This window comes from Leucobacter luti, assembly GCF_019464495.1.
Taxonomy (GTDB): domain Bacteria; phylum Actinomycetota; class Actinomycetes; order Actinomycetales; family Microbacteriaceae; genus Leucobacter; species Leucobacter luti_A.
The window spans coordinates 2464421-2488690 of sequence record NZ_CP080492.1 but is presented as its reverse complement, the minus strand read 5'-3'; the positions used below and the strand labels follow the sequence as shown (position 1 = coordinate 2488690).

At 63.1% G+C, this 24270-nt stretch carries 15 protein-coding genes, 3 tRNA genes and 1 pseudogene; 6 read left to right on the top strand and 13 right to left on the bottom strand.

Going from position 1 to position 24270, the window contains the following annotated elements:
* Positions 1-112: 112 nt before the first annotated feature.
* Positions 113-442: pseudogene (locus K1X41_RS15755) on the bottom strand (DUF937 domain-containing protein); the annotation flags it as partial.
* 242 nt (positions 443-684) lie between these two features.
* Here K1X41_RS15755 and K1X41_RS11100 point away from each other — a divergent pair.
* Positions 685-2451, top strand: coding sequence for an acetyl/propionyl/methylcrotonyl-CoA carboxylase subunit alpha (locus K1X41_RS11100; RefSeq protein WP_220174639.1), 1767 nt, complete (start codon positions 685-687; stop codon positions 2449-2451).
* Positions 2452-2524: 73 nt separating this feature from the next.
* On the opposite strand, the gene K1X41_RS11095 is transcribed toward K1X41_RS11100, so the two are convergent.
* Positions 2525-3793, bottom strand: coding sequence for a GNAT family N-acetyltransferase (locus K1X41_RS11095; RefSeq protein WP_220174638.1), 1269 nt, complete (start codon positions 3791-3793; stop codon positions 2525-2527).
* Between the two features lie 170 nt (positions 3794-3963).
* Between K1X41_RS11095 and K1X41_RS11090 the strand changes: the two genes are divergently transcribed.
* Positions 3964-5331 carry an MFS transporter gene (locus tag K1X41_RS11090; protein WP_132201440.1) on the top strand — a complete coding sequence of 456 codons (1368 nt, stop codon included), beginning with the start codon at positions 3964-3966 and terminating at the stop codon, positions 5329-5331.
* Positions 5332-5601: 270 nt separating this feature from the next.
* Entirely contained in the window at positions 5602-6588 is a 987-nt protein-coding gene (locus K1X41_RS11085; protein WP_133615441.1) for an LLM class flavin-dependent oxidoreductase, read from the top strand.
* Positions 6589-6836: 248 nt separating this feature from the next.
* Here the strand turns inward: K1X41_RS11085 and K1X41_RS11080 are convergent, their stop codons facing one another.
* From K1X41_RS11080 to K1X41_RS11065, 4 genes are all read right to left on the bottom strand, one after another.
* Complete coding sequence (locus tag K1X41_RS11080) at positions 6837-7325, bottom strand: InlB B-repeat-containing protein (RefSeq protein ID WP_220174637.1); 489 nt, start codon at positions 7323-7325, stop codon at positions 6837-6839.
* Between the two features lie 1021 nt (positions 7326-8346).
* The gene (locus tag K1X41_RS11075; protein ID WP_220174636.1) at positions 8347-10908 is read right to left on the bottom strand and encodes a helix-turn-helix transcriptional regulator; all 2562 of its coding nucleotides are present in this window, start codon (positions 10906-10908) and stop codon (positions 8347-8349) included.
* Positions 10909-11772: 864 nt separating this feature from the next.
* Positions 11773-11955, bottom strand: a complete 183-nt coding sequence (locus tag K1X41_RS11070) for a hypothetical protein (protein WP_220174635.1) — start codon at positions 11953-11955, stop codon at positions 11773-11775.
* 700 nt (positions 11956-12655) lie between these two features.
* Entirely contained in the window at positions 12656-16696 is a 4041-nt protein-coding gene (locus K1X41_RS11065) for a DUF7507 domain-containing protein (protein WP_220174634.1), read from the bottom strand.
* Positions 16697-17451: 755 nt separating this feature from the next.
* Between K1X41_RS11065 and K1X41_RS11060 the strand changes: the two genes are divergently transcribed.
* Positions 17452-18660 carry a helix-turn-helix transcriptional regulator gene (locus K1X41_RS11060; RefSeq protein WP_220174633.1) on the top strand — a complete coding sequence of 403 codons (1209 nt, stop codon included), beginning with the start codon at positions 17452-17454 and terminating at the stop codon, positions 18658-18660.
* 135 nt (positions 18661-18795) lie between these two features.
* Here K1X41_RS11060 and K1X41_RS16165 read toward each other — a convergent pair whose 3' ends face one another.
* The 4 genes from K1X41_RS16165 to K1X41_RS11040 form a co-directional block, all read right to left on the bottom strand.
* Positions 18796-18927 (bottom strand): helix-turn-helix domain-containing protein, encoded by a 132-nt coding sequence (locus tag K1X41_RS16165; RefSeq protein ID WP_220174632.1) that lies wholly within the window; start codon positions 18925-18927, stop codon positions 18796-18798.
* Between the two features lie 63 nt (positions 18928-18990).
* Complete coding sequence (locus K1X41_RS11050) at positions 18991-19386, bottom strand: recombinase family protein (protein ID WP_166644215.1); 396 nt, start codon at positions 19384-19386, stop codon at positions 18991-18993.
* A 388-nt stretch (positions 19387-19774) separates the two neighbouring features.
* Positions 19775-19848 (bottom strand) — tRNA-Met (locus K1X41_RS11045).
* A gap of 35 nt (positions 19849-19883) precedes the next feature.
* Positions 19884-19955, bottom strand: a tRNA-Thr gene (locus K1X41_RS11040).
* Positions 19956-20077: 122 nt separating this feature from the next.
* Between K1X41_RS11040 and K1X41_RS11035 the strand changes: the two genes are divergently transcribed.
* On the top strand, positions 20078-20554 hold the full coding sequence (locus K1X41_RS11035; protein WP_243735953.1) for a hypothetical protein: 477 nt from the start codon (positions 20078-20080) through the stop codon (positions 20552-20554).
* Positions 20555-20703: 149 nt separating this feature from the next.
* On the opposite strand, the gene K1X41_RS11030 is transcribed toward K1X41_RS11035, so the two are convergent.
* The 3 genes from K1X41_RS11030 to serS form a co-directional block, all read right to left on the bottom strand.
* Positions 20704-20794, bottom strand: a tRNA-Ser gene (locus tag K1X41_RS11030).
* An 82-nt stretch (positions 20795-20876) separates the two neighbouring features.
* Positions 20877-21755, bottom strand: coding sequence for an HAD family hydrolase (locus tag K1X41_RS11025; protein WP_132201428.1), 879 nt, complete (start codon positions 21753-21755; stop codon positions 20877-20879).
* 4 nt (positions 21756-21759) lie between these two features.
* Positions 21760-23031: a serine--tRNA ligase gene (gene serS, locus K1X41_RS11020; protein ID WP_220174631.1), complete on the bottom strand. Its 1272-nt coding sequence runs from the start codon at positions 23029-23031 to the stop codon at positions 21760-21762.
* A 101-nt stretch (positions 23032-23132) separates the two neighbouring features.
* Between serS and K1X41_RS11015 the strand changes: the two genes are divergently transcribed.
* A complete protein-coding gene (locus tag K1X41_RS11015) occupies positions 23133-24131 on the top strand; it encodes a diacylglycerol/lipid kinase family protein (protein WP_133615431.1) in 999 nt (332 codons plus the stop codon).
* Positions 24132-24270 lie beyond the last annotated feature (139 nt).

The window sequence follows — 24270 nt, the reverse complement described above, 5'->3', positions numbered from 1 at the left end:
GATCGTTCGATGCCGACGCCACAGTGCCCTGGTTGCCTCCGCTCATCTTGCCCGCAAGGAACTGCATCACGAGCGGAGCGAGCAGCGGGAGCAGCTGCGGCACCAGGCCAGCAATCGCGTTGTTGTCGGCTTGCTGGCCCAGGGCTTGAGCCACCTCGTCCTTCTTGTCACCGAGCACGTGCTTCACGATCTTCTCGCCGTCGTCAGTGTCAATCGCGTCGAGGCCGATCTTGCCCTCAGCCGGCTGGTGCTTCTGAACTGCGCTTTCGAGCTTCGCGGCGCCGTCTGCGTCGCTCGCGTTCACGGCCATGCCGCCGATCAGACCGGGAAGTGCTTGCTGCACAGCTGCGCCAATGGTGTCTTCATCAACACCGAACTTCGCAGCGAGCTCACCCACCGGGATGTTCTTGAGCAGGGAATCGAGATCGTTGTTCTGTGCCATGGTGTGCTCCATTTGTTCTGCGGGAGGGGTGACGGCGGCGCAGCCACGGTGCCGCACAGTCACAGCGTAGTGCGTGCGTCCTTCCCGGGGAATACCTTGCATTCACACCGCCTACGCCGCATGACACGCCAGCACGTGGCGCACTGCTCCACACCGGCGCTGTCCACTTCCGCAACGGATCATCGAAAGGTTTGTGCCATATATCCAAGGGCGAGGGCCACCCCTCCAATAGGCTGGAGCCTATGTCGCGCATTCGTAAAGTCCTCATCGCCAACCGCGGTGAGATCGCCGTCCGCATCATCCGAGCCGCCGCTGACAGCGGCATCGCATCCGTCGCCGTATTCGCCGACCAGGATCGCGACGCCCTGCACGCCCAGCTCGCCGACGAAGCGTACGCGCTGAACGGCACCACCAGCGCAGATACCTACCTCATGATCGACAAGCTGCTCGCTGTCGCGCGTCGCTCAGGTGCCGACGCTGTGCACCCCGGGTACGGCTTCCTCGCCGAGAACGCCGACTTCGCGCGCGCCGTGATCGGGGCCGGACTGATCTGGATCGGGCCGAGCCCCGACTCGATCGAGCGGCTCGGCGACAAGGTGTCCGCCCGGCACGTTGCCGAGAAAGTCGGTGCACCGCTCGCTGCCGGCACGAGCGACCCGGTACAGGACGCATCCGAGGTGGTGGCGTTCGCTGATGAGGTCGGCCTGCCGATCGCGATCAAGGCGGCCTTCGGAGGCGGTGGCCGCGGTTTGAAGGTGGCCTACACCCGCGAGGAAATCCCCGAGTTGTTCGATTCGGCGACTCGCGAGGCCGTCGCTGCGTTCGGTCGCGGCGAGTGCTTCGTCGAGAAGTACCTCGAGAAGCCCCGTCACGTGGAGACCCAGTGCCTGGCGGATCAACACGGCAACGTGGTGGTTGTTTCAACTCGCGACTGCTCGCTGCAGCGTCGTCACCAGAAGCTCGTCGAGGAGGCGCCAGCACCGTTCCTCACGGACGATCAGAACGCCAAGCTCTATGCTGCATCAAAGGCGATCCTCACTGAGGTCGGCTACGTTGGCGCCGGCACCTGTGAGTTCCTCGTTGCAAAGGATGGCACTGTCTCCTTCCTCGAGGTCAACACGCGCCTCCAGGTCGAACACCCCGTCTCCGAAGAGGTCACGGGGCTCGATCTCGTCCGAGAGCAGTTCCGGATCGCAGAGGGCGGCACGATCGACTACGCCGATCCGATCCCGCACGGCCACTCATTTGAGTTCCGCCTGAATGGTGAGGATCCCGGGAACGGCTTCCTTCCCGCGCCGGGCCCCGTCACGCTGTTCAAACCAGCCTCCGGTCCCGGTGTTCGCGTTGATACTGGAGTCAGCTCAGGCGACGTGGTCTCCGGCGCATTCGATTCGATGCTCGGCAAACTCATTGTCACCGGCGCGACTCGCGAAGAGGCGCTGCAGCGCGCCCGCCGCGCGCTCGACGAGTTCGAGGTGCAGGGGCTCCCCACGGTGCTGCCGTTCCATCGCAAGATCGTGCGCGACCCCGCGTTCACAGCCCCCGACGGCGTCTTTGGCGTGTACACGCTGTGGATCGAGAGTGAGTTCACGAACGACATCGAGCCCTGGGAAGGCGAAGTTCCGCCGATCTCGCAGGATCCAAAACGCCGCTCCGTTGTCGTTGAGGTCGAGGGCCGCCGCGTTGAAGTGTCGATGCCAGCCACGCTGCTCCCCCTCGTTGATCAGGACGTGACGCGCGGGCCAGCGCCGCGCCGCGCAAAGGGCGCAGGCGTTGCGACGGCGGCGGGGAACGCGATCACCGCCCCGATGCAGGCAACGGTCGTCAAGGTCGCCGCCGAGGAAGGTCAGGAGGTCGCCGAGGGCGACCTCGTCGTGGTCCTCGAGGCGATGAAGATGGAGCAGTCGATCTACGCGCACCGCTCAGGTGTGATCGCCGGCGTCGATTCGCCGCTGGGCCAGACCGTGCCGAGCGGGCACGTGCTACTCACGATCGTCGACGCCGAATAATCCACACGCGCTCGTCGCACACAGCCGTTCCGCCGCCCCACCGGGCGACGGAACGGCTGTGTGCGATCCAGCCCTAAAACACCCAGCTGGCGCCAGCTGCGATCGGCCACGACCACGCGGTCGCGGCACGAGCGATCGCCTGTGTGTCTCCGCGCACGAGGCCGGCCTGTGCGAGAGCCGCCAAAGAAGTAGCCCCGAGGTGAGCCGCACCCAGCTCCCGAATATCGAGCCACAAGTCCGGCTCTTCAGCCGTCTGCGTCACCTCAGCATGGCCGTATGCTTCGGCAGCCACTCGCCATCTGCCAGCGTTTGCCGGCACGAGCGCGTCGGTCACCTCGAGCACGACATCAATGGGAGCAGCGTAGCGCCGCTCAGCGAGGGCGCGCGGCAGATCCAGGATCCGCACCCATTCCAAGTCATTCGTCACGGGCATGGCTGAGCGCGCGTCGACGAGCAGAGTCAGGATCGGATCATCGGTCGTGAGTGGCCCCGTCTCAACGCGCGCCATGAGATCGAGGTCGAGCAGCACGCTCCAGATCCGATGCGCGGCAGCCGCGTCGAGCGCAACGACATCACGCAGCTCCACTGTGCCGTCAGGGACGTTGCGCTTCCAGCCCGGCTTCCGGCGAAACCGCGCGTAGCCACGCGGTGCTCCCGCCGTGTCGCGCACAACGAGCAGTCGCTCCACTTCGAGCCCCTCGCGCAGAGCAGGGGCGTCCTGATCCGCACTTGCACGCAGTCCCGCAGTCTCCCAAGTCACCCAGCCGGGACGCCCCAGCCCTTCTGGCACCGCCGCGTAGCCCGCGTGCAGCGCCGCAATCTCGGCCCCGTCTCGCTCAGCATCCCACTCACGCAGTTCGACCAGGAGTTCGGCGCTGCCCGCCACGTCACGGAGCGATGCGCCGCGGGGAATCGTCAGCGACACTTGTGTCGCCGCCATGCCGTACCCAAAGCGGCCGTAGATACCGGCTTCTGCAGCGTTGAGCCCCGAGATCGCTTCACCGCGCGACAGGCAGTCTGCAAAGTGGTGTGCGATCAGCTCACGCAAAATGCCGCGCCGTCGATACCCGGGATGCACGCCAACCCAGGTGAGCCAGGCACCGGGAACGACTGCTCCAGGTACGGGAAAACTCGCGAGAGTGTAGGCGGCGTACATCGCGGCGAGCTCGCCGGCCTCATTTTCGACGCCCCACGCACGGCCCCACGGGAGTGGAATGGCCAGCTCGAGCAGGTCTGAGATGGCGACACCGGTGGGGTACGCCCAGGCGTCAAACCGGAGCACCTCCTCGAGCCGATCTCCAGAGTCGAGCGGGACAAGCTGAGTGCCGGCGGGGAGCTGCATGTCACCACCGTATCTCCATTTGAGGCGAACTTCACGGCCGGATTCGGCACGCAGTCACTCGCCAGGACCCCCTGGACTGCCGAACGTCTCGATTCGGTATCCACCTGGATAGTGCCGTAGCATTGAGGCGAACCACAGTAGTTTCTATAGTTGGACAAGGGCGTCAAATAATGACTCAATCCGCAGTAGCTCCCACGAGCACCCCCAAAGAGCGGCGTAAAGTTGTTGCCGCCTCGATTATCGGCACGACAATCGAGTGGTACGACTTCTTCATCTACGCGTTCGCCGCGAACCTGATCCTGGCCAAGCTCTTCTTTGAGCCCGCGGGGCCAGGCATGATGCAGATCCTCTCGCTCGTGACAATCGGCCTGTCCTTCCTGTTCCGCCCACTGGGAGCGTTCCTCGCCGGCCACTTCGGCGACAAGCTCGGCCGCCAGCCAATGCTCGTCATCACGCTGCTCCTCATGGGAATCGCCACAGTCGGTATCGGTCTGCTTCCGACGTACCAGTCGATCGGCATCGCTGCCCCGATCCTGCTCGTGCTGCTGCGCATCCTCCAGGGCCTCTCAGCGGGCGGCGAATGGGGCGGCGCCGTACTGATGTCGGTGGAACACGCGCCCAAGGGCAAGCGCGGCCTCTTCGGAATCTTCCCCCAGCTCGGTGTGCCGTTTGGCATGCTGCTCGCGTCGGCGATGCTCGCGCTGATGCGTGTCATCGCGCCCGGCGATGCGTTCGAAGAGTGGGGGTGGCGCGTGCCGTTCCTCTTCTCGGTCGTGCTGATCATTGTGGGCTTCATCATCCGCCGCACCGTCGATGAGTCTCCAGTGTTCAGCGAGATCGCCGAGGCCAAGCAGCAAGAATCTGCGCCCATCGTGCAGATCTTCAAACGGCACCTCCCCCTCGTGATCCTCAGCGCACTGCTCTTCGCAGGGAACAACGCAGTCGGTTACATGCTCACCGGCGGCTACGTGCAGGGCCTGGCCTCACGCCCTGAAGTTGATGGCGGCCTGGGTTACGACCCGGTCCAGGTGCAACTCGCGGTGCTCACCGCCGCGATCGTGTGGGCCATCTTCACCTACCTCTCCGGCCCTCTCTCCGACCGCTACGGCCGCAAGCCCATCATGGCGATCGGCTGGATCGTGCAGGCAATTGGCGTGATCCCGCTTTTCCAGTTCGTCTTTAACGGTGGCGTAGTAGGCGTGCTGCTGGGAACCTGTCTGCTCGCGGTCGGGCTCGGCCTGACCTATGGACCCGCGGCTGTCTGGTTCGCAGAGAGCTTCCCTGCCTCGGTGCGGTACTCCGGGATCTCGATCAGCTACGCGCTCGGCGGCGTCATCGGCGGCGCATTCGCCCCCACGATCGCGCAGATCCTGTTGCAGACCTTTGGAAGCACCTGGGCCATTGTGGTGTACCTGCTCATCATGACCAGCCTCGGTATGCTCGCAACGATTCTGCTGCGAGACCGCAGCAATATCCCGCTCGACCTCGAGTTCGAACGCAGTGGCCAGTGGAAGTCGTGGACGCCACAGGGCAAGTAGCGCTCGGTTTCGCGTGACCGCAGCGGCCGATCCCGGGTTCGGGATCGGCCGCTGTGGTCTGCGGCGCCGTGGCCTGCGGAGCTGTGGCCTGCGGCCGCTGTGGCCTGCGGCCGCCCCGCTCTCCCAGCGCCGCGCAATGCCACGGCTCTGGCCCCGAGCTGCCACCGCGGTGGCACCGTGCTGTTCCGGCGCTGCCCCGGTGCTGCCCCGGCGGTGCCGCCGCGGTGGCACCGCCGGAATAGCGTGCCCCCGCCGGGTGTTGCACCGGGTATGACAACGCTGCCCCCACTCTCAATCCTTGATCTCGCAACTGTGGAAGCCGACGGCAGCATCGCCGATGCCCTCGCGCACTCGGTCGCACTGGCGCAGCTCGCGGAGCAACAGGGCTATACGCGCATCTGGTACGCGGAGCACCACAACATGTCCTCGATCGCGTCGAGCGCAACTGCGGTACTGATCGCCCACGTCGCCGCGCACACGCGAGCCATCGGGCTGGGTTCTGGCGGAGTCATGCTCCCGAATCACTCCCCGCTCGTTATCGCGGAGCAGTTTGGCATGCTCGCAGAGCTGCACCCCGGCAGGATTCACCTCGGGCTGGGCCGCGCGCCGGGCACCGACGGCGCGACGTTCCGGGCGCTGCGCCGCACCCACGAGGCTGCGGAGCGTTTTCCCTCCGACGTGCTCGAACTCCAGCAGTACCTCTCAGACGAACTGCCGCGCACCGCCGTCAACGCGTATCCCGGCCGCGGTACGAAGGTGCCGCTCACAATCCTCGGGTCGTCCCTCTTCGGCGCACAACTCGCTGCGCAGCTCGGGCTCCCCTACTCGTTCGCGTCTCACTTCGCACCGCAATTGCTCACCACGGCGGTGCAGCACTACCGCGCAAACTACACGCCGAGCGCCGCGCACCCGGCTCCCTATGTCAGTGCCGGCGTGAACGTCGTTGCGGCGGCCACCGACGAGGAAGCCGAGCGGCTCTTCGCGCGTACCGAGCTCGACCGGGTACGCCGCTTTCTCTCCCGCGGGCGAGCGCAGGATCTCACCGCGGACGAGGCCGCATCGCTCATGGACACCCCGGCCGGCCTTGAGATTCGAGGCATGCTCACGCACACGGCAATCGGTGGGCCCGAGCGCGTGCGTGAGGAGCTGGCGGCGTTCGCGCAGCATGCAGATGTTGACGAACTCGTGACCGTACACGCCGCCCCCACGCGGGCGGAGCAGCTCGAGTCAGTGCGACTCACCACGACCGTGGTCTAGCCCTGTGCCAGGATCAGGCGGCTTCTCCGCCAGATCTGGTGTGCGCCTCCGCCGGATCCGGCGCCGGGCCTGACAACTTTGGTGGCGTACTCCGGTCGCGTACTCCACCAGCGGTATGCACTCCGGCCGCGTAGCCCGTCAGCGGCACGACGCCACGCAACAGGCCCGAGCTCACGCAGGAGATTCGAGCTCGTGCAGGAGACTTTTGGTCCTGGACTCCTGCGTGAACTCGAATCTCCTGCGTGGGCTCAAATCCGGTCGCCCACGTCCCCGACAACTGCGAGTGGCCATCTCGCTCCGAGCCCCGTGTTGGCGAGCCCGCCACTCGGTGGGAGTGTCCCAGCACCCGGCGGATGCACCACGGGCGGTTGGGGCGTCACCCCCCCCTGGTCCTGCGCCTCGTAAACATAGGTGACTGTCGCCGCGGCACTCTCGTATACGCCGCTCGCGTTGCCCTCGACTCGGAGGCCCTCAACCGTCACCGAGCCATCTTCCACGTGCAGAGTGTCATCCGTCCATTGCGCATACAGTCTGAGGTTGCCTGCCGGGAAGGTAGTCGCACCGGCAGGGTAGACGCCGTTCCCAACTTCAGACGTGTTCCAGCCGGCAAAAATCTTGCCATGGGGTGCAGTCGTCGGTTCAGGCTGGGTCGCCCGGCTCAAGCCGACAGCACCAACGGCCCAGACCAACGTGGCATCCGGGCGCTGCACGATGCGCTCTCCATCAGGTTTCGTCAAGCATGAGTGGCACTTTCATCTTGACATGAGTAGCCCAGGGGTCTTGAATGTGTGGAAATCAACATTGGCTGTTGACCTCAGTGGGGAGGGGACGTGAGCGAAGCGGGTTTCGTGGGGGACTCACGCGCGCGCCTGCACGGCGTCGCCGAGGCACTCGTTCGCGCGTACCGCACGCTCTGCGCCCACCCCGGAAGCACTTCCCCCCAGACCTGCGCGAGCTGTGAGCAGATCGAGGAGGTGCGCGACATGATCCGCTGCACAGATGATTCGCCGTTTGAAGCATCTGCACTCTGCGCACACTTCCAGCAAGAGTTGCGCGCGCTACGGGGCCCTGAGCGTGTGGCATTGGACCAGCGACTCGGCGCGTAGCTGCACCAAAACAGTCATCTGAATCAGGCTACGCAGCCCTCGGGCTCGCGCACCGATGAGTGGCCGTTGAGGGAGTGCTGGGTCCCCCGGCTTCGCGACGGATTCCGTGGAGACCCGGTCTGACACCTACTGGATCGTTTATCGCGCCGGGGACTGATTGGGGATCACGGCGCGGCTTCAGTGTCAGGCCTTGCGTGAGAAAAATACTTCTCCAGCGCGCTTCCTGTCAAGTGTTTTCAGGCGATTGGGGCTCAAGCGGTGAGTCGAGGTTGCGTGGCGATTGCGGGACCGAGGCCCGTTCCTCGCCTGCGAGCGCGGCACCCCGCTCGCCACCGGCACGAATGACGCTGTGGCCGACCGAGGGGATGGGGGATGGGGGTATCGGTCGACCACAGCGAAGTGCTAGCTTCATCAACTCCGTCGTTGCGAAGAATCCACCAGCTGTGAGAAGCACACAGAGACATGACCGGAGCCTTGCCCCTCCCTTTCCGCTCCGAGCCCGGAAACCCGGGACTGCTGGCGCGTTGTCTACCTCTCATGAAACACACTAGGCAGTAGAAACGAGTTTTGGTCAGTACTGAGTACAGGTGCTGGGTAGTAGAGTGATGTCCCGCGAGTCCTGAGTATCTGCCTACCCTCGCATGCTCCTGCGTTAGGTAAGCTCGCGGGAATCGTGGCCCAGCCAGCTGTTCACTGAGTCGGCAACTTCCTGTCTCGTCGACACCCGGAGTTTTCGCATGAGCCGGTGCACGTGATTCTCGACTGTGCGGATACTGAGTACCAGCGCCTCTTGGATTTGCCGGTTCGTGAGCCCCGCGGCGATGAGCCGAGCGACCTCTTCTTCTCGACGCGTGAGTTTGGCCTCAGAAGCGACCACTTGGAGGAGGTCGAGGCCACTGTTTTCCAGCGTCGCACTGAATTTCTCCCAATCAGCGGCGATCTGGTCTGCGAGCTCCCGATTCCCGCGCACACTGGGCAGCAGGCGGAGATCGCGGTAGGCCTGCATCGCGTGCCCCACCTGTCCCGTCGATGCCAGGCGCGGGATCACTTCCTGGAGCTCAGTGGCGTTTCCGTGCGCTCGGGCTCGCAGAAACGCGAGGGTGGCTGAGAGCTGCTCACTCTCGAGCTCTGAGAGCCATTCAGTGACGAGGTGCGCCCGTACTTCGTCGAAGCGATACTGAAGCGAGTGCACCGCAGCCTGCGCTGCGGCAAGGTACCCGCCGCGTCTGCGCAGGTCCAGCGCATCGTCCCAGCACCGCTGGGCAGCAGATCCCGGTTCGCCGTCGGCTGCCGCCAGCTTCGCCTCGGCCCACTCTCGGGAGGTACCGGGAAGCGTCGAGCTGGGCAGATCCACGCGGTCGAGTGCGCGCACCAGCCCGCGCAGTTCATCAGCTGAGGCGGTGACGCTCAGTATCCCGCAGACCCGGATCCCGAGATAGGCTCCCTGCGGGAAAACAGGGACGTCTCCCAGCGCGGCAACAAGCTCGGTGTATTTTGCAATACTCACGCCTTGACCGCGTACCACGATGAGCAGACTCAGTACGTAGACGAACGAGCGCATCATCATTCCGTCGAGTTCATCTTTCGCGCGCTCGAAACCCAGCGTGGCGAGCCGCATGGCCCGCTCGTATCGACCTTGCTCGAGAGCAATGAGGGCTTCATACACGCGCAGCCGATCCTGCGGCCCTGCGCTGCCCTCTCCCAGCGCCTCCGTGAGAGTTGCCTCAGCGAGGGAGAGGTGGCCACGTACGTAGTGCACGCCCACGAGCACTCGGCGCATTTCCGCCTGCACGGAGAGCGGGAGTCCGTTGAGATCCGCGAGTTGCTTCTCAGCGTCCAGAGGGATGACGTCGAGGTCGCTGCAGAGCCGGATCCGCGCCGCAACGATGAGACCCTGGTACTGCGCCAGTTCGGTCTCCCCGTCGAGGATCGCGAGCGCGCGCTGCAGATCCCCCAGCTGATGCGCGTGCACCCGTGCTTGCCAGATGCGCAGCCAGGCGCGGTCTTCCCGTGCGGGCTCGGTATCAAGAGCTGCTGAGATCACCCGTAGCGTCTCCTGCGCTGGCGCATACTGGTCGATCATCGTCTGCACATACCGCACCCCCGTGCTACCAGAGGGCTGTTCTCCCCACCCGCTCTTGGCCTCGTGCATAGTTGCTGCCCGCTGCGCAGCAACCCGCCGCAACAGGAGCGGGTTCACGGGCGAGACACGTATCTGCCGCTGCGGCGGATCCTGCGCCTCCAGCCTGCGTGACGTCACCTCTTCAATTCGTCCGGCTACGCGCGCAAGACGCATCGGCGACCGGCTATGCCGGTACATCTCGCCAAGGATCGGCGGCGTCACCGTGACCCAGTGGCGTGTCCCGGACGGTTCAATAGACACCACCCGGGAGCGCTCCAGGCGCTCGAGTTGCGCCTCACCCACAAGCGTCAGAGCTTCGGTCGCTGAGACCAACCCCGCCACGCTCAGTAGTTCGAGCGCATCGACGTCTGCCGGCTCCTCCAGTTGTGCATAACTACGCACTATGGGAAGGAGTCGATTACTCCAGAGATCTTGCACCGCGACCCAGTTGCCGTCAATCATCTTCAGCTGGCCCTCAATGATCCCGACTTCGCTGATGGCCAGTGCGAGCTTCACCAGCCCAGCAGACTTCGCGTAGACGCGACTCACCGATTGAGCGTCCAGCGGAGCGCCACACGCACCATTGAGCACCGCACCCAGTTCCTCCAGCGTGAGCATCGGCAGATGAACAGACACCGCCTGCGGTGCGCGCACAGCGGCAGGGGTTTCCCGATCCGTGAGGAGCGCGATCTGCACGGGAGCGACGAGACGATAGTGCGCTACCGCCGCCCGCAGCATCGGTGGCAGGGCCTGTGGCCCATCGACCAGGAGCGTGAGCGGACGCCCGCCGTATGCCCGCTCCATGTGCGAGGCGAGTTCCGCTGGCGAGCTCATCGCGGAGGTGGGCACCGCGCGACCGTGTTCCGAGAGCGCGGCTAACAGAGCGCTCGGCAGCGGCCGTTCTTCGCCAACCTCAGGCAACAACAGCACTGCATGCCCGTGCTCTCGAATCTCAGTCAGGAACTCTCGAAGAAAGCTCGTCCCCCCGTTTCCACGCGGAGATAGGAGCTCCACGTCGTAGCCAGCGAGCAGATAGCGGCGCAGCACTTGCACCGTGTGTGGGCGTGGCTGATAGAGCACCTTACGCAACACGACCTCCAGGTCCGGTCCCCCCGAGCCCCGTGGTATCAGCGCAGGGCGACGCCCTCACTGTTGTACCCAGTCTAATAGCGTTGGAGGACTTTCGTGTGCGCGGCAGCCAGCGCCGTGTCGCTCCGTCTCTTCGGACGTACGCCGGGCCTGCAGCATCGGCCCGCTCGCGGTGCCACTACCAGCTGCCGCGCGCTGGCTCGTGGAATGTGCATGACTCCTGCGCCCCAAGCGCGAGGTGTTCACGACTGCGTGCCGCAACGGCGTGCCGATATGGCACGGGCGTCCACCTATCGCCGCGAATCTGTGTCAGCGCTCGAGCATTCTTGGGTTCACGCCGTGGTGCGATGGGACCCGCTGCTTATGTCTCCGGGTGAGTGCTTGAGGAGAGCTGCCCTGGAATCTCTGGACGAGCTGTGCGCTGAAGTGACCGAGCACTCACCGTCCAGTCGCACAACACCCAAGCGCTCAGGGCGGCCCGTACGAAACGGACCGCCCTGAGCGCTTGGGTGTGGTGCACGTTTAGGTGACATTCTGACCTGACCTACAGTTTGGTTTCCACTCTGACCTGGCCTACAGTTTGGTTTCCACTCGGGGTAGCTAGTCGATGGCCTTCAGGAAGGCTCACCAACAGGCCACGCCCCTACCCACCAGAATTCCGTGCACGTGCGGTCGCGTTCCTCCGCTGTTGATCGTTCAAGCGTCCCAGGTTGGCAGATCAGCTTTTAGTCACCGAACTGCACTTCCAACCCCATCCCAGTGAGGAGCGTCAGCACGTCGATTGCATCTGCAAGGGTGGCGCAGAGACGGTCGATAGTAGCGACCCTGATTACGTTACCCCGCCTCGCCGCAGTCAGCATCGCTAAGCTACGGCTGACAGCCGTTCACCCCAGAAGTGGCGTCAATAAACAGGGCCTCGACAGTTCCCCGGAGGGCTTCCTGCGCTTCTGGTTCGGTGTCGGTGTCGTGGATACGGAGGTATTCGATCACGCGGGGTGCGCATTCCGGTGCATAGGTGTGGGTCGTGAGTTTTGAAGCTTTGTATGCCATTCTCGTGGTTCCTGAATCGTCTGCCCTTGGCGGCCATGGGCTGGCCACTTTCCAAGGGGTCTCGATCATGCCCGCACAGATAAGCGCTCGCGACTGCTCAACTGAGCCACTTTCATCCCCCTGAAATCGCATCAGTTTCATTGCCTGTGAACTTTGCTCACTCCTGGCCGTTCGGCTGCTAGTTCTGCAATTTCTGCTTGGTCTGTTCGGCGCTTGTTGGGGGTCTAGCTCACATCCAGCTGGTAAACCTGCCGTCTAGATGATCGCCAGCCTAAACTCCGGCCCGCTGTACTTAGGGAGGCTTCAGCCTCTGATGAGCAGCTGGGTGAAATCTGGTTGCGTCATCTCATCGCGCAGACAGATCAAGCTCACCCCGTGCGGCGATTTGGGTGCGCGATGCAAACACTGGCCCGGTTCGTGTTTCAGGCTTTAGCTGGAGATCGACTGCTCCTATAAAAGGTGTGTGCCCCGTATCGGACTAGGGTCCGATACGGGGCACACAAACGCCGCCTTGGCTCGCAGGGGGGGGAGACCCGGCGGCGTTGGACGCCACAATCAGCACTTATGGAACTCCACCAAGCGGCGGCGGCCATTGTCTGTGTGGCGGGTCTTAGCGCGGCTTTGACCCACGAGGCACCGACTCAAGCCCTTGCGGGGGGGGGAACCCGAGGGCTTGAGACGGTGCCCAATGAACTCGTTGCTAGCTCAGCTCAGTGAGCTCGCCAACTGCGCGGCGCTTGCGCACCATCAGCAGCAGGAGCGCTCCGCCGCCGAGCAGCAGACCTGTGGCGAGGATCCCCGTACCGACATAGTCAGAACCGGTGATCGCGAGCGACCCGACGACGATCTTCACGTCGTCTTCGTCGGTCACTGACTGTCCCGAGGGCGGGTTTCCGACAGCTGTGGCATGGTTGTCCACTCGCCCACGGTCTCGGTCAGCACGAGTGACCATGTACTCTGCGGAAGCAGTGACTTGCTCGCCCGGGGCGAGTACACCCGCTTCGGTCGGCCATACGCCGTAGGTGATCTCCGACAGGCCCGCGAGCTTGTCAGTGATTTCCACTCCAGTGAGCGTGACATTGCCAGTGTTGGTCACGGTGAAACCGTAAACGATCTTGTCACCGTTCAGCTTCCCGGTCTTCACCAGCTCGATGGATGGAGACTGCGGCAACGGCGTCTTCTCGTCGTCGTCATCGTCCACCGGGTCACCGGTCGGCGGGGTGCCGCTAGTGATCGCATGGTTATCCACGCTCCCAGCGTCTACATCAGCTTGGGTGAGCGTGTAGGTCGCTGTCGCGGTCACCTGCTCACCTGGAGCGAGAATCCCTGTTTCGCCGGGCCAGGTGTAGCTCAGCTCAGACAGACCGTCCATCTCATCGACGATCGTTACGCCTGTAAGCGTTACGTTGCCGGTATTGGTGGCGGTGAAGCTGTAGTTGACGGTATCGCCCGCAACTGACCCGGCTCCCTGTTCGAGGCTGCTCGACTTCCGCAGGTCGATCCCTGGGCCAGGGGCGACAGGTACGGTCACGTCGTCCGTATCCGTCACGTTCTCACCGTTCGGCGGGGTACCGGTCGCGGTTGCAGTGTTGTCTACGCTGCCCGCATCCACGTCAGCCTGGGTGAGGGTGTAGGCGGCACTGGCTGTGACGCTCTCACCCGGGGCAAGAACTCCAGCCGTTCCGGGCCACGTGCCGAACACGATGTCTGACAGGCCTTCCAGCTCGTCGGCAATCGTGACATCAGAAAGCGTGACATTGCCGGTGTTGGTGACAGTGAAACCGTAGTTGACCGTATCGCCTGCGAATCCTTCACCGTCGAGCTCGCCGGTCTTCACCAGATCAATCCCGGGCAGCTGTGTGAGCGGCACGTCATGCTCATCCTCGTCCTCAACTGGCTCACCTGTCGGCGGGTTGCCAGTCGACATTGCGGAGTTGTGGACAACACCCGCGTCGATATCGGCCTGGGTGATGGCGTATGTCGCGGTTGCAGTCACCTGCTCACCGGGAGCAAGGACGCCTGCTTCACCGGGCCAGGTGTAGTTCAGCGCCGACAGGCCTTCTAGCTCGTCAGCGATTGTCACGTCAGTGAGCGTTACATTGCCCGTGTTCTGCGCGGTGAACGAGTACTCGATGAGATCACCCGGGACTACGGTTGCACCGTCTTCCAGCCCACCGGCTTTCACAAGAGTGATCACAGGTGAGGGCTCAACGGGAACAATCACGATGTCGTCATCCTCCACCGGATCACCCGTTGGCGGGTTGCCAGTAGCGGTTGCAGTGTTCTCCACCCGCCCGCTATCTACATCGCTCTGCGTGAGGACATACGATGCGGTCGCAGTCACACTCTCTCCGGGTGCAAGCACACCAGCGTTAGCAGGCCACGCACCGTACGCGATCTCTGACAGGCCGTCGAGCTCGTCCGAGATCGTGACACCCGTAAGTGTCACATTGCCGGTGTTCGTTGCGGTGAACGAGTACTGAACTGTGTCGCCAGCCGCGCCGGTTGCGCCGTCTTCGAGACCGCCTGTCTTCACAAGATCGATCGCCGGGCTTGAATCCACAGGAACAGTCACGTCGTCCTGGTCTTCGACAGGTTCACCCGTTGGCGGGTTACCGGTGGCGGTGACAGAGTTGTCCACGCCGCCTGCATTCATATCTCTCTGGATAAGGACATAGTTGGCCGTAGCCGTGACGCTCTCCCCGGGTTCGAGAACGCCAGCCTCAGCAGGCCATGCACCGTACGTGATGCTGGACAGGCCGGGAAGCGGATCGTCGAGCTCGACACTAGTGAGGGTCACTGAGCCGGTGTTGGTGACAGTGAAGCCGAACTCCACAGTGTCGCCAGCTCGACCAGTCGCGCCCTGAGCAAGCGCACCCGTCTTTTCTACCACGATGCGCGCATCCTGCGGCAGCGGAACGATCGCATCGTCGGCGTCCGTAACGTTGTCGCCGGTCGGCGGGGTGCCAACAGTCGTAGCTGTGTTGTCCACAGCTCCTGCGTTCACGTCGGCCTGATTCACTGTGTAGTTCGCGGTGGCGGTGATGTTCTGGCCGGGCGCAAGAACACCTGTTTCACTTGGCCATTCGCCGTACACAATGTCCGAGAGGCCGGGCATTTGATCGGCGATCGACACATCAGTGAGGGTCACATTCCCGGTGTTAGTTGCCGTGAACTTGTACTCGATGGTGTCACCGGGCTTACCAGTCTGCCCCTCAGCGATAGCACCGGTCTTGACGAGGGTGATTGCGGGGTTGGACGCCAGCGGCACGTCGTGGTCAGCGGTGTCGGTCACGTTGTCGCCGGTAGGCGGGGTTCCGGTGGCGGTTGCGACGTTGTGGATGTTGCCAGTGTTCACGTCCAACTGCTTTACCGTGTACTTGGCGTTCGCGGTGATGCTCTGGCCGGGCTCGAGAACGCCCGGTGCGCCTGGCCATTCGACATAGGTGAGGTCCGACAGTCCAGGGAGCGGATCAGTGATTTCAACACCGGTGAGGGTCACCCCGCCGGTGTTCGTTGCGGTGAACGAGTACTCAACGATATCGCCGGCAACGCCGGTCGCGCCGTCAGAGAGGCCACCGGTCTTCACAAGCTCGATGGCAGGGTCGTTGGGAAGGAGTACCTCCGCGTCATCTTCATCCGTAACCGGAGGGCCTGTCGGCGGGTTTCCGGTGACGCTTGCAGAGTTCTGGACCACCTTGTTGTCCCGGTCCGACTCAATGATCGTGTACGTTGCTGTCGCTGTGACTTGCTGACCAGGCTCAAGCACTCCTGGCTCACCGGGCCAGCTGTATACCAAGTCCGATAGCCCTGGCTTCGGATCTGAGATCTCAACACCAGTCAGGGTGACGTTGCCAGTGTTCGTCGCGGCGAACGAATACTCAACGGTGTCTCCGGCAAGCCCGGCTGCCCCGTCGGCGAGTGCGGCGGTCTTCACGAGCTCGATCGCCGGATTCGATGCTGCAGCACAGTTGTCCGAGATGAGGGCGAGGAGAATGTCCGAGAGCCCCTCGAAGTTCGTTGACAGGTAGTCGCTGCCTTCACCGGGACCCGAGATCTGGGACATGTGCTCACGGAACTCGTTCATGTCAGTGATATTGTCCGTCAGGCCGACACCGACGACACGGGTGCCCTGAGCCTTGACAGCGTTCGCGCTCGTCACCGCAGCGTTAATCGTGGCAGTGTTGGTCGAGTTGCCCGGTCCCTGTGCGGGGCTGCCGTACTGCGTCGGGTTTCCGTCAGTGACGAACAGGAGCGCGTCATAGGTGTCGCTGCTGTTACCAACTGCAGCGAAGGCTCGGTCCCAGTTTGTGCCACCCTGCTGGCTGGAGGGGCGCTGGATCCCGTTGACCCAACCTGTCACCGCTTGCACGCCTGCGTTGTCGAGCGCTGTGATCGGCAACGGAGCGTTGCTGCCCGCGCTAGTCGCCGGTGCGTTCGAGGCGAAGTTTTGAAGCGACAACCGCACGGGATACTCGCTCAGGGACTCAGCCAGTTCTGCCACGCCGTCGCGCATCTGCTGCAACTGCGCGTCATCGACGCTGTTCGAAAGGTCGAGGCTCATGACGAGGTCGAGTTCGCACTGGGCTGGCATGGGTGGGTTGTCAGCGGGCGGTACCTGTGCTTGAACTGCTTGCGCAGCCCCTGCGCCGCCAAAAGTCAGAAGGGAGGCTGCAAGCGCAGTTGCGAGCACTTTCTTGATGCCTCGCCCAAACCCACGGTAGGAATGGTCGGACCCCATAGTCACCTCCTCCGCCGTAAAGGGCACTTCTTGGCCCCGCAAAGTATTCCGTTGCACGTTATTCCTTTCCACTTTCAGTGGAGGCTTTGGTTTGGGTTTCATCGAGGATCCTCATTTCGTCGGATTCGGAATCCAGAAACGACGTACCCTCTTTGAACCTCGATCGTGACCAGTGGGAACGCACGCAAGGCACGTCAACGCGCATGCGAGGGAACTGGATCTAGAGGTAGAGCCTCCGGCACCCAGTATTCTTGGATTTTTTGCTGCTGAGCAGGGATTTCACCCCTTCTCCGACGACTTCACCCTTACTTCACCCTGGGTGTTCCTCGCCCCCACCCCTGAGTCGTGTGAGCATGAACTCCAGGTTCAGCATGTGGAGAGGGGCGTGTGAATTGTCTGTCGAGGACATCGCGTTGAAGGGTAGTGCTTCCCGAACTAGCAGCCGGAGCATTGCCCCGGAATTAGAAGAGGCCCTGCGCTCTCGGGATTGGAGCAAGGCGGCTGAGCTGCTAGTGGATACTCCTTTGTCACTCGTACACACTCCTGGGGGCCTGTCCTTGATGCAACGCGCCTTGGAGCAAATGCCCATAGATTTTCGCCACGCTCGACCCGACCTGCGATTCCATTTGGAGTTCACTGGCCTAGTACCAATATCGGACTTCAGAGTTGAGGCTGCCAACTACCTTGCGCCCGGGTCCCCTACGTCACGCGCTGCGCTCGTGCGGGGTGTAACTCTTGCTGTAATTGCGCGCAGATTGAACGGACTAGTCGACGAAGCACTTGAAGTCGCTGGCTGCTCCGAGGCCTGGGTACTTGCCGAGGCAAACAAGATCGGATCTGCTGCCGAAAGTGCCGCGTCCGCATACTTTGCCCAAGTAGCCAAGACACACCTGTTAGCAGGAAACCTTGCGAAGGCGCTCGAAGCATATCTGCAAGCATGGCGCTGGAGGTATCAAGATGAATTAGGGTTCATAGCGCACGAGGCAGCAGGGAATATTGCGCTGATTCATGCGCTCATGGGCCGACTCGAACAAGGAAAAGAGTGGGTTGCCCGCTCGCGCGCATGGCCCTCATCGATTAGCCCGGACTACTCCCCTGTAGTGCAGTTTGCAGCTCCGCTTGCTGAGTTCATCATTGCCACCGAGGATTTAGATCTTGTGGAGGCTAAAGCCCTGTTTCCAGGCCTGGCGCAACCGACACAAGGATTCGAGTTCTATCATTTGGTTGTTGAAGCGCGAGTGAGGTTCTTGCTCCTTTCAGGACAAACCCTCCAAGCTCGGCAGCAAATCTCCGAAGCGTCTAGCTGGCTGCCGCATGACCTATTGCGGCGGTTGAACGCCGAAGTTCTCATCAGTTGCGGTGACCTCGAAGAAACTTCAGTGCAGCTGCATTCAATCCGTGACACTGCATTTATTCAGCTGTTTCGCGCACGAGTCGCGGCACTCAGTGGCGAGTACCAACTCTCGCTCGATGAGTTGGCGGCGGGCGCTATCGAGGCCACGGGCCGAGTGGAGCTGGACTATCTAGCCCTACAAGCGAGTTGTCATTTGGCGTTGGGCATGAGGATCGAGGCTAAGGAAACATTTGAGGCACTATTGATTCGCCTCAACGGCTGCATTGCGGTCTTCGCCTCAGCCCCATTGGATGCCACGCGGGCTCTATTTGATCTCGTTCCAGACTCTCCCTGCACTACCGCTATCTACGAGAAATGGCGGTCCAGTGGCGTTGGCCCCCAACTCAACTTTCCGAAGGACACTGCCCGAGCGCCATTGACTGGCCTCACGTCCCGCGAACTCGTCATTCTTCGGCAGTTACTGAAAGGTTCCTCGAGAAAGCAAGTTGCTGCTCGTGAATCAGTATCTCTAAATACCGTAAAGTCTCAGAGCCGTTCGGCGTTTCGGAAGCTCAGGGTTTCAAGCATCCAAGAGGCGCGTACTAAGAGTATTGAACTGGGGATTTTCTAACCCAGACCGCAAGCCGGGAGGCGTGTGGTGGTACCTCATGACAATAGAAGCTGGTGGAGGCGGGGAGGCACGCTTCAGAAAAGTGCGTCTCAACATTCTGCACCCGACACGTTGGAGATCAAGGGTTTCTGTACGCTACTCGACTTCCCCCTCCCTGTACCCACCAGCCCTCTTCAGCACTCGGTAGAGCGTCGAGCGCAATACTCCGAAGCGTGCGGCGATTCGCGTCTTCGGCGCTTGGGAAGCAACCAGCGCCTTCGCTTCCACGATCTGCTCCTGTGAGAGCTTTGGTGCCTGATCATACGCTCCGCGCTTCTTCGCGGCACGGATTCATTCTGCTTGGTGCTCCCGGATCAGCACGCACTCGAGCTGCGCGATGGCACCGAGCGTCGCAAGCATGAGTTGATCCATCGGTGGCTCATCGGTACCGGGCCCAAATTTGGGCCCTTCTTGCACGAACTCCACACCGATCCCCTCACCGGTGAAGAAGTGGATCAGCTCGTGTAGGCCATGGGTGGAGCGTGCGGGTCGGTCAATGCTCACAACACGGATCCGAACGCCAGCTCTCGCATATCCGATGCGTTTACGCAGTTCTGGCCGGCCGGTACTGCCGCCGGACGCGTAGTCAGTGAAGCTCCGATCAGTCGGACCGATGCTTTCGACCCGCCGTTCAGGGTTCTGGTCAGTGCTACTGACTCGTAGATATCCCACGAGTTGAACGGCCACGTCTAACCTCAATTCGAAAACGTGTTTTATTGCGGAATGCCACCCCGTAGAACACACCTTCAGGCAGCACGGTCACGAAGAAGACCACGGCACTAGGACATGTTCTCCGGGAAGAAAGGTCACAACAGCGGCCGCTCCGAGAAGAGCCCCATACGAAAACGGGCCGTGTGCAAGAAATGTGCACGCAATACATAACGGCGAGCATTTGACGCCCGCCACCCACATCGCACAAATCTGCGATCCTGCCGGAACCGGGCCGGAGCATCGCCCCGGGGAACGTTCGATATTCCGCCTCTTCGTGGAAGCAATCGCTGCCCCAGACAAACAGACAGCATCCCCGCAACGCAAAAACCCCCGGCGAAAACCGGGGGTTCTGTGTGACTCTCTGTAGCTGAGGCGGGGCTCGATCCCGCGACCTCACGATTATGAGTCGTGCGCTCTAACCAGCTGAGCTACTCAGCCAAACTGGCCCGCACAAGTGCGAGCCAGAGAGTCAGAGCCCCGACCGAGATTTGAACTCGGGACCCCTTCCTTACCATGGAAGTGCTCTACCACTGAGCTATCGGGGCGTAGCCACCTTGCGATGACAACCGTTTGAGAATAGCAGATTCCACATCGCGATGCGAAATCTGCTTGGCTAGTGGGGAGCGTCGCGCGAGTCGTCGCCAACATCGAGCACAAAGGAGCCGGCGTGAATAGCCGCGTAGTGGGAATCGTCGGGGTCGCATTGGCGCTGTGGATGGCGCTGGGGCGGTGGCCGTTCGGGATCGGGGGCTCACTCTCCTGGTGGTACGTGCCGACAATCGGCCTGATCTTTGCCGCGCTCCAGCTCTGGCTTGCGCACCGGATCGCGGTGACGCACGGGCGCGGCAAACGCACTGGGCGCAGCACCGTCGTGGCGCTGATCCTCGCGTGGGTGTGCGCTCTCGGCTTCGGGCTCACGGTGCCGGATCTGGCGGGCGGGGAGCTCGCATCGATCCTGAGCCTGATCTCCGGTTCCGCATTCTCCGCCGAGATGTCGATTGCGCTCTGTAACCCGCTGGGAATCATCGCGTTTGCGCTCGCGATCGCGGCCATCGCGTTCGCCTACGCGGACGCACGCGACCCGAAACCGGAAGAGGACGAGGACCTCGACGAGGTCCCCATGGCGCCCCACCCACTCGGGTAGGAGCCACTGCGCGGCGGGGCACACTCGAGTGGGGTCCCGCTGCTCCGGAATACCCGCGAGCGGCAGCCAGTCCCCGCGGGCAGCGCAGGTGACGCTGCGCACACTCCCGCCCACGAGAAAACCCCCTGTCGCGCGGCGAGAGGGGGTTTTGGCGGAGGGTAGGGGATTTGAACCCCTGATGCAGGGTTACTGCATGCTTGTTTTCAAGACAAGTTCCTTCGGCCGCTCGGACAACCCTCCGCGAAAGAGCCTAGCAAACTCCGAGGGGTTCCCGCGTCCACGTCCGCTCACGTCCGCCCGCGTCGCTCCCGCGAGAGTCCGGCTAGCCGAGTTCAGGGAAGCGTTCGCGCAGCGCGACGAGCAGGCCGTTCTCCTCAATACTGAGGGTGACACGCGAGGCGACCGCCTGCACATCAGGCTCTGCCTGCCCCATCGCGACCGCGTCACCGCGGTGTGCGGCCCAGCGCAGCATATCGATGTCGTTGCGGCCGTCGCCCGCCGCAAACACGCGCGAGCGGTCGATGTTGAGCCGCTCGCGTACGACTTCGAGTGCGCTTGCTTTCGTCACTCCGTCTGGCGCAATATCGAGCCAGGACGTGGTGCCCACGGCATACGAGACGTGCGTCAGACCGAGCGAGTCAACTGCCCCGAGGAACTCCTCGAGCCGGTGATCCGGCGATACCACTACGACGCGCGAGGCTTGCACCCCGAGCAACTCCTCGAACGGCACTCGGCGCTGCTGCGACGGCAGCGTTCCCGTGGGGATGTCTTCTGTGTAGAGGAATCCACCGTCGGCAAGCTCCACCGCAAATCGTGCGGTCACGAGCTGCGTGCGGATCTTGCGGAGCGCGTCACTCGGATCAAAGGACTCGACCATTTCGCGGCGGTAGGCCCGCGGCGCGAGCGCATCACGCTTCAACGTGACGGCGCCGTTCGCCGCGATCACCCACTCGGGCCGGATCTTCAGCCGCTCCACGATCGGGAGCGTGGCGTCGACCGAACGGCCTGTTGACACGATTACCTCGTGACCTGCTTCGTGCAGCGCACGGACGGCGGCTCCGAGATCCGGATCGATCCGCCCGCCTTCAGGATCGTCGCCCGCGCCCTCCCCAAACCCGTGGCTCAGCACGGTCCCGTCCAGGTCGAGCGCGATGAGGTGCCGATCAGCCGTGGCCACGGGAGAGAGGGAGGGCGTCGTCATAGAGTTAGGCTCCTGCGATTGGGGTGAGTACTTCAAGGCCACCAAGGTAGGGGCGCAGCGCTTCTGGCACGGTCACACTGCCATCGGCGTTCTGGTGCGTCTCAAGGATCGCCACCAGCCAGCGGGTCGTTGCGAGCGTGCCATTCAGCGTCGCGACCGGCGCGGTCTTGCCACTTTCGGTGCGGAACCGCGTAGCGAGCCTGCGCGACTGGTACGTCGTGCAGTTGCTCGTTGAGGTGAGCTCGCGGTACGCATCCTGAGTCGGAACCCAAGCTTCGATGTCAAACTTTCGGGCGGCACTGGATCCGAGATCTCCCGCGGCCACATCGATGACCCGGTAGTGCAGTCCGAGTGACTGCAGCATGTCTTCCTGCCACCCGACCAGTCGATCGTGCTCCGCCTCGGCATCGGCAGGATCGGTGTAGACGAACATCTCCAGTTTGTTGAACTGGTGCACCCGCAAGATGCCGCGGGTGTCTTTCCCGTGCGAGCCGGCTTCGCGCCGGTAGCAGGTTGACCACCCGGCATAGCGCAGCGGCCCCGGAGTCAGGTCGACGATCTCGTCCGAGTGGTATCCCGCGAGAGCAACTTCGCTCGTACCGGTGAGGAACAGGTCGTCCTCCGGCAGGTGATACACCTCAGCGGCGTGCTCCCCGAGGAAACCGGTTCCGCGCATGATTTCGGGCTTCACGAGGGTCGGGGTGATGAGCGGCGTAAATCCATGGCTCAGGGCCCGATCCAGTGCCAGATTCATGAGCGCAAGCTCGAGTCGTGCCCCGATTCCGCGCAGGAAGTAGAACCGGGCGCCAGAGACCTTCGCACCACGCTCCATGTCGATCGCACCGAGCAGTTCACCGAGATCGAGGTGATCTCGGGCTGGGAAATCGAACTCGGGCCGCGCGCCAACTTCTCGCAGCGTGACGAAGTTCTCTTCGCCACCCTCGGGAACGCCGTCGATGATGATGTTCTCAATGCGCAGCGAGAGTGTGACGAACTCGGCCTCAGCCTCCTTGGCGCGGGCGTCGGCGGCCTTCACGGCGGCAGCGAGCTCCTGTGCACGAGCGATCAGTGCGGGTTTGTCTTCTTTCGAAGCGGCCTTCACCTGCTTCCCGAACTCGTTCTGTTCGGCGCGCAGCGTCTCGAACTCGGTGAGAGCGGCACGGCGGGCAGCATCAGCGGCGAGTGCAGCGTCTACGACCGCCTCATCACTTCCACGCGCGCGCTGCGAGCGCTTTACGGACTCAGGATCAGTGCGGAGCAAGACTGGATCGATCACGCTCCCAGCTTAGTCCTGCTGGCCTGGGCTGTCGCCGGATCGCTTCCGGGGCTCCACTGTCAGTGCTCCGAAGAGCCACGGGCTAGCACTACGCTGGTGCCATGTCCGTCTCCCCCGCGCGCCACCAACCCAGTGCGGCGGTCGTCTATCACCCGTTCAAGACCGACCTCACTGCGTTGCGCGCAGCGATTACCGAACACGAGCGACAGGCAGGGTGGGCGCCAACGCAGTGGTACGAGACTGAGGCGGAGGACGCCGGTGTCGCGGCTGCGAAGAGCGCGATTGAGCATGGCGCAAGCGTCGTACTCGCCAGCGGCGGAGACGGCACGATCCGCGCGGTCTCCGAAGCGCTGCGTGGTTCCGGTGTTCCGCTCGCGATCATTCCGCAGGGCACCGGCAATCTGCTGGCGCGCAATCTTGGGATCCCGCTGAACCGGATCGCGGACGCGGTCCGCGCTGCATTCTACGGCCGCAATCGCGCGATTGATGTTGGGATCCTTACCATTACCCGCGAGGACGATTCGGAGAGCGATCACCTCTTCCTCGTGCTCGCCGGCATGGGCCTCGATGCACGCACCATCTCTGCGACGCGCGCCACCCTCAAGCAGCGCCTCGGATGGCTCGCCTACGTCGACGCCGGGGTGCGCACGATGCTGCGCGATGGCCCGCTGCAGATCCTCTACTCGATCGATAATTCAGAGGTCAAACCGCTTTCGGTGTACACCGTCATGATCGGGAACTGCGGCCTGATGCCTGGCGGCGTGCTATTGATTCCCGACGCCAAACTCGACGACGGGAAGCTCGATGTGGTGGCACTACGCCCGCTTGGCGCGTTCTCCTGGCTCCGGATCTGGAACAAGATCGGTTGGGAGAACGGCGTGCTTCGGAAGTCGAAGGCTGGCCGAAAGATCATCGACCTCGTCAACGACACTCGAAGCGTCAACTACCTGCAGGCGACACGGTACGCTCTCGCCGTGCCGAGGCCGGAACCAGTCCAGCTCGACGGCGACGACTTCGGCCTCGCGCTCGCCGTGAGCGGCGTGGTGGATCCCGGAGCGCTCGTCGTCCGCGTACTGCCGGAGTGGAACGCTCAGTCCTGACGGATCCTCCGCCGAGTTCGCGACGTGGCTGCGCGCGCTCACTGGGGAGGTCACGGGGCGTCCTGTGCGGCCGCTGCGGCCTGAGAGGGTGCCGGATCCGATGCGCCCTTCGACTCAGCGCGCTCCCGGGCTGTCTGTT

Coding starts and splice junctions, on each gene's coding strand:
- K1X41_RS11100 (WP_220174639.1), top strand. CDS start 685: ATGTCGCGCATTCGTAAAGTCCTCATCGCCAACCGCGGTGAGATCGCC.
- K1X41_RS11095 (WP_220174638.1), bottom strand. CDS start 3,793: ATGCAGCTCCCCGCCGGCACTCAGCTTGTCCCGCTCGACTCTGGAGAT.
- K1X41_RS11090 (WP_132201440.1), top strand. CDS start 3,964: ATGACTCAATCCGCAGTAGCTCCCACGAGCACCCCCAAAGAGCGGCGT.
- K1X41_RS11085 (WP_133615441.1), top strand. CDS start 5,602: ATGACAACGCTGCCCCCACTCTCAATCCTTGATCTCGCAACTGTGGAA.
- K1X41_RS11070 (WP_220174635.1), bottom strand. CDS start 11,955: ATGGCATACAAAGCTTCAAAACTCACGACCCACACCTATGCACCGGAA.
- K1X41_RS11065 (WP_220174634.1), bottom strand. CDS start 16,696: ATGGGGTCCGACCATTCCTACCGTGGGTTTGGGCGAGGCATCAAGAAA.
- K1X41_RS11025 (WP_132201428.1), bottom strand. CDS start 21,755: ATGACGACGCCCTCCCTCTCTCCCGTGGCCACGGCTGATCGGCACCTC.
- K1X41_RS11015 (WP_133615431.1), top strand. CDS start 23,133: ATGTCCGTCTCCCCCGCGCGCCACCAACCCAGTGCGGCGGTCGTCTAT.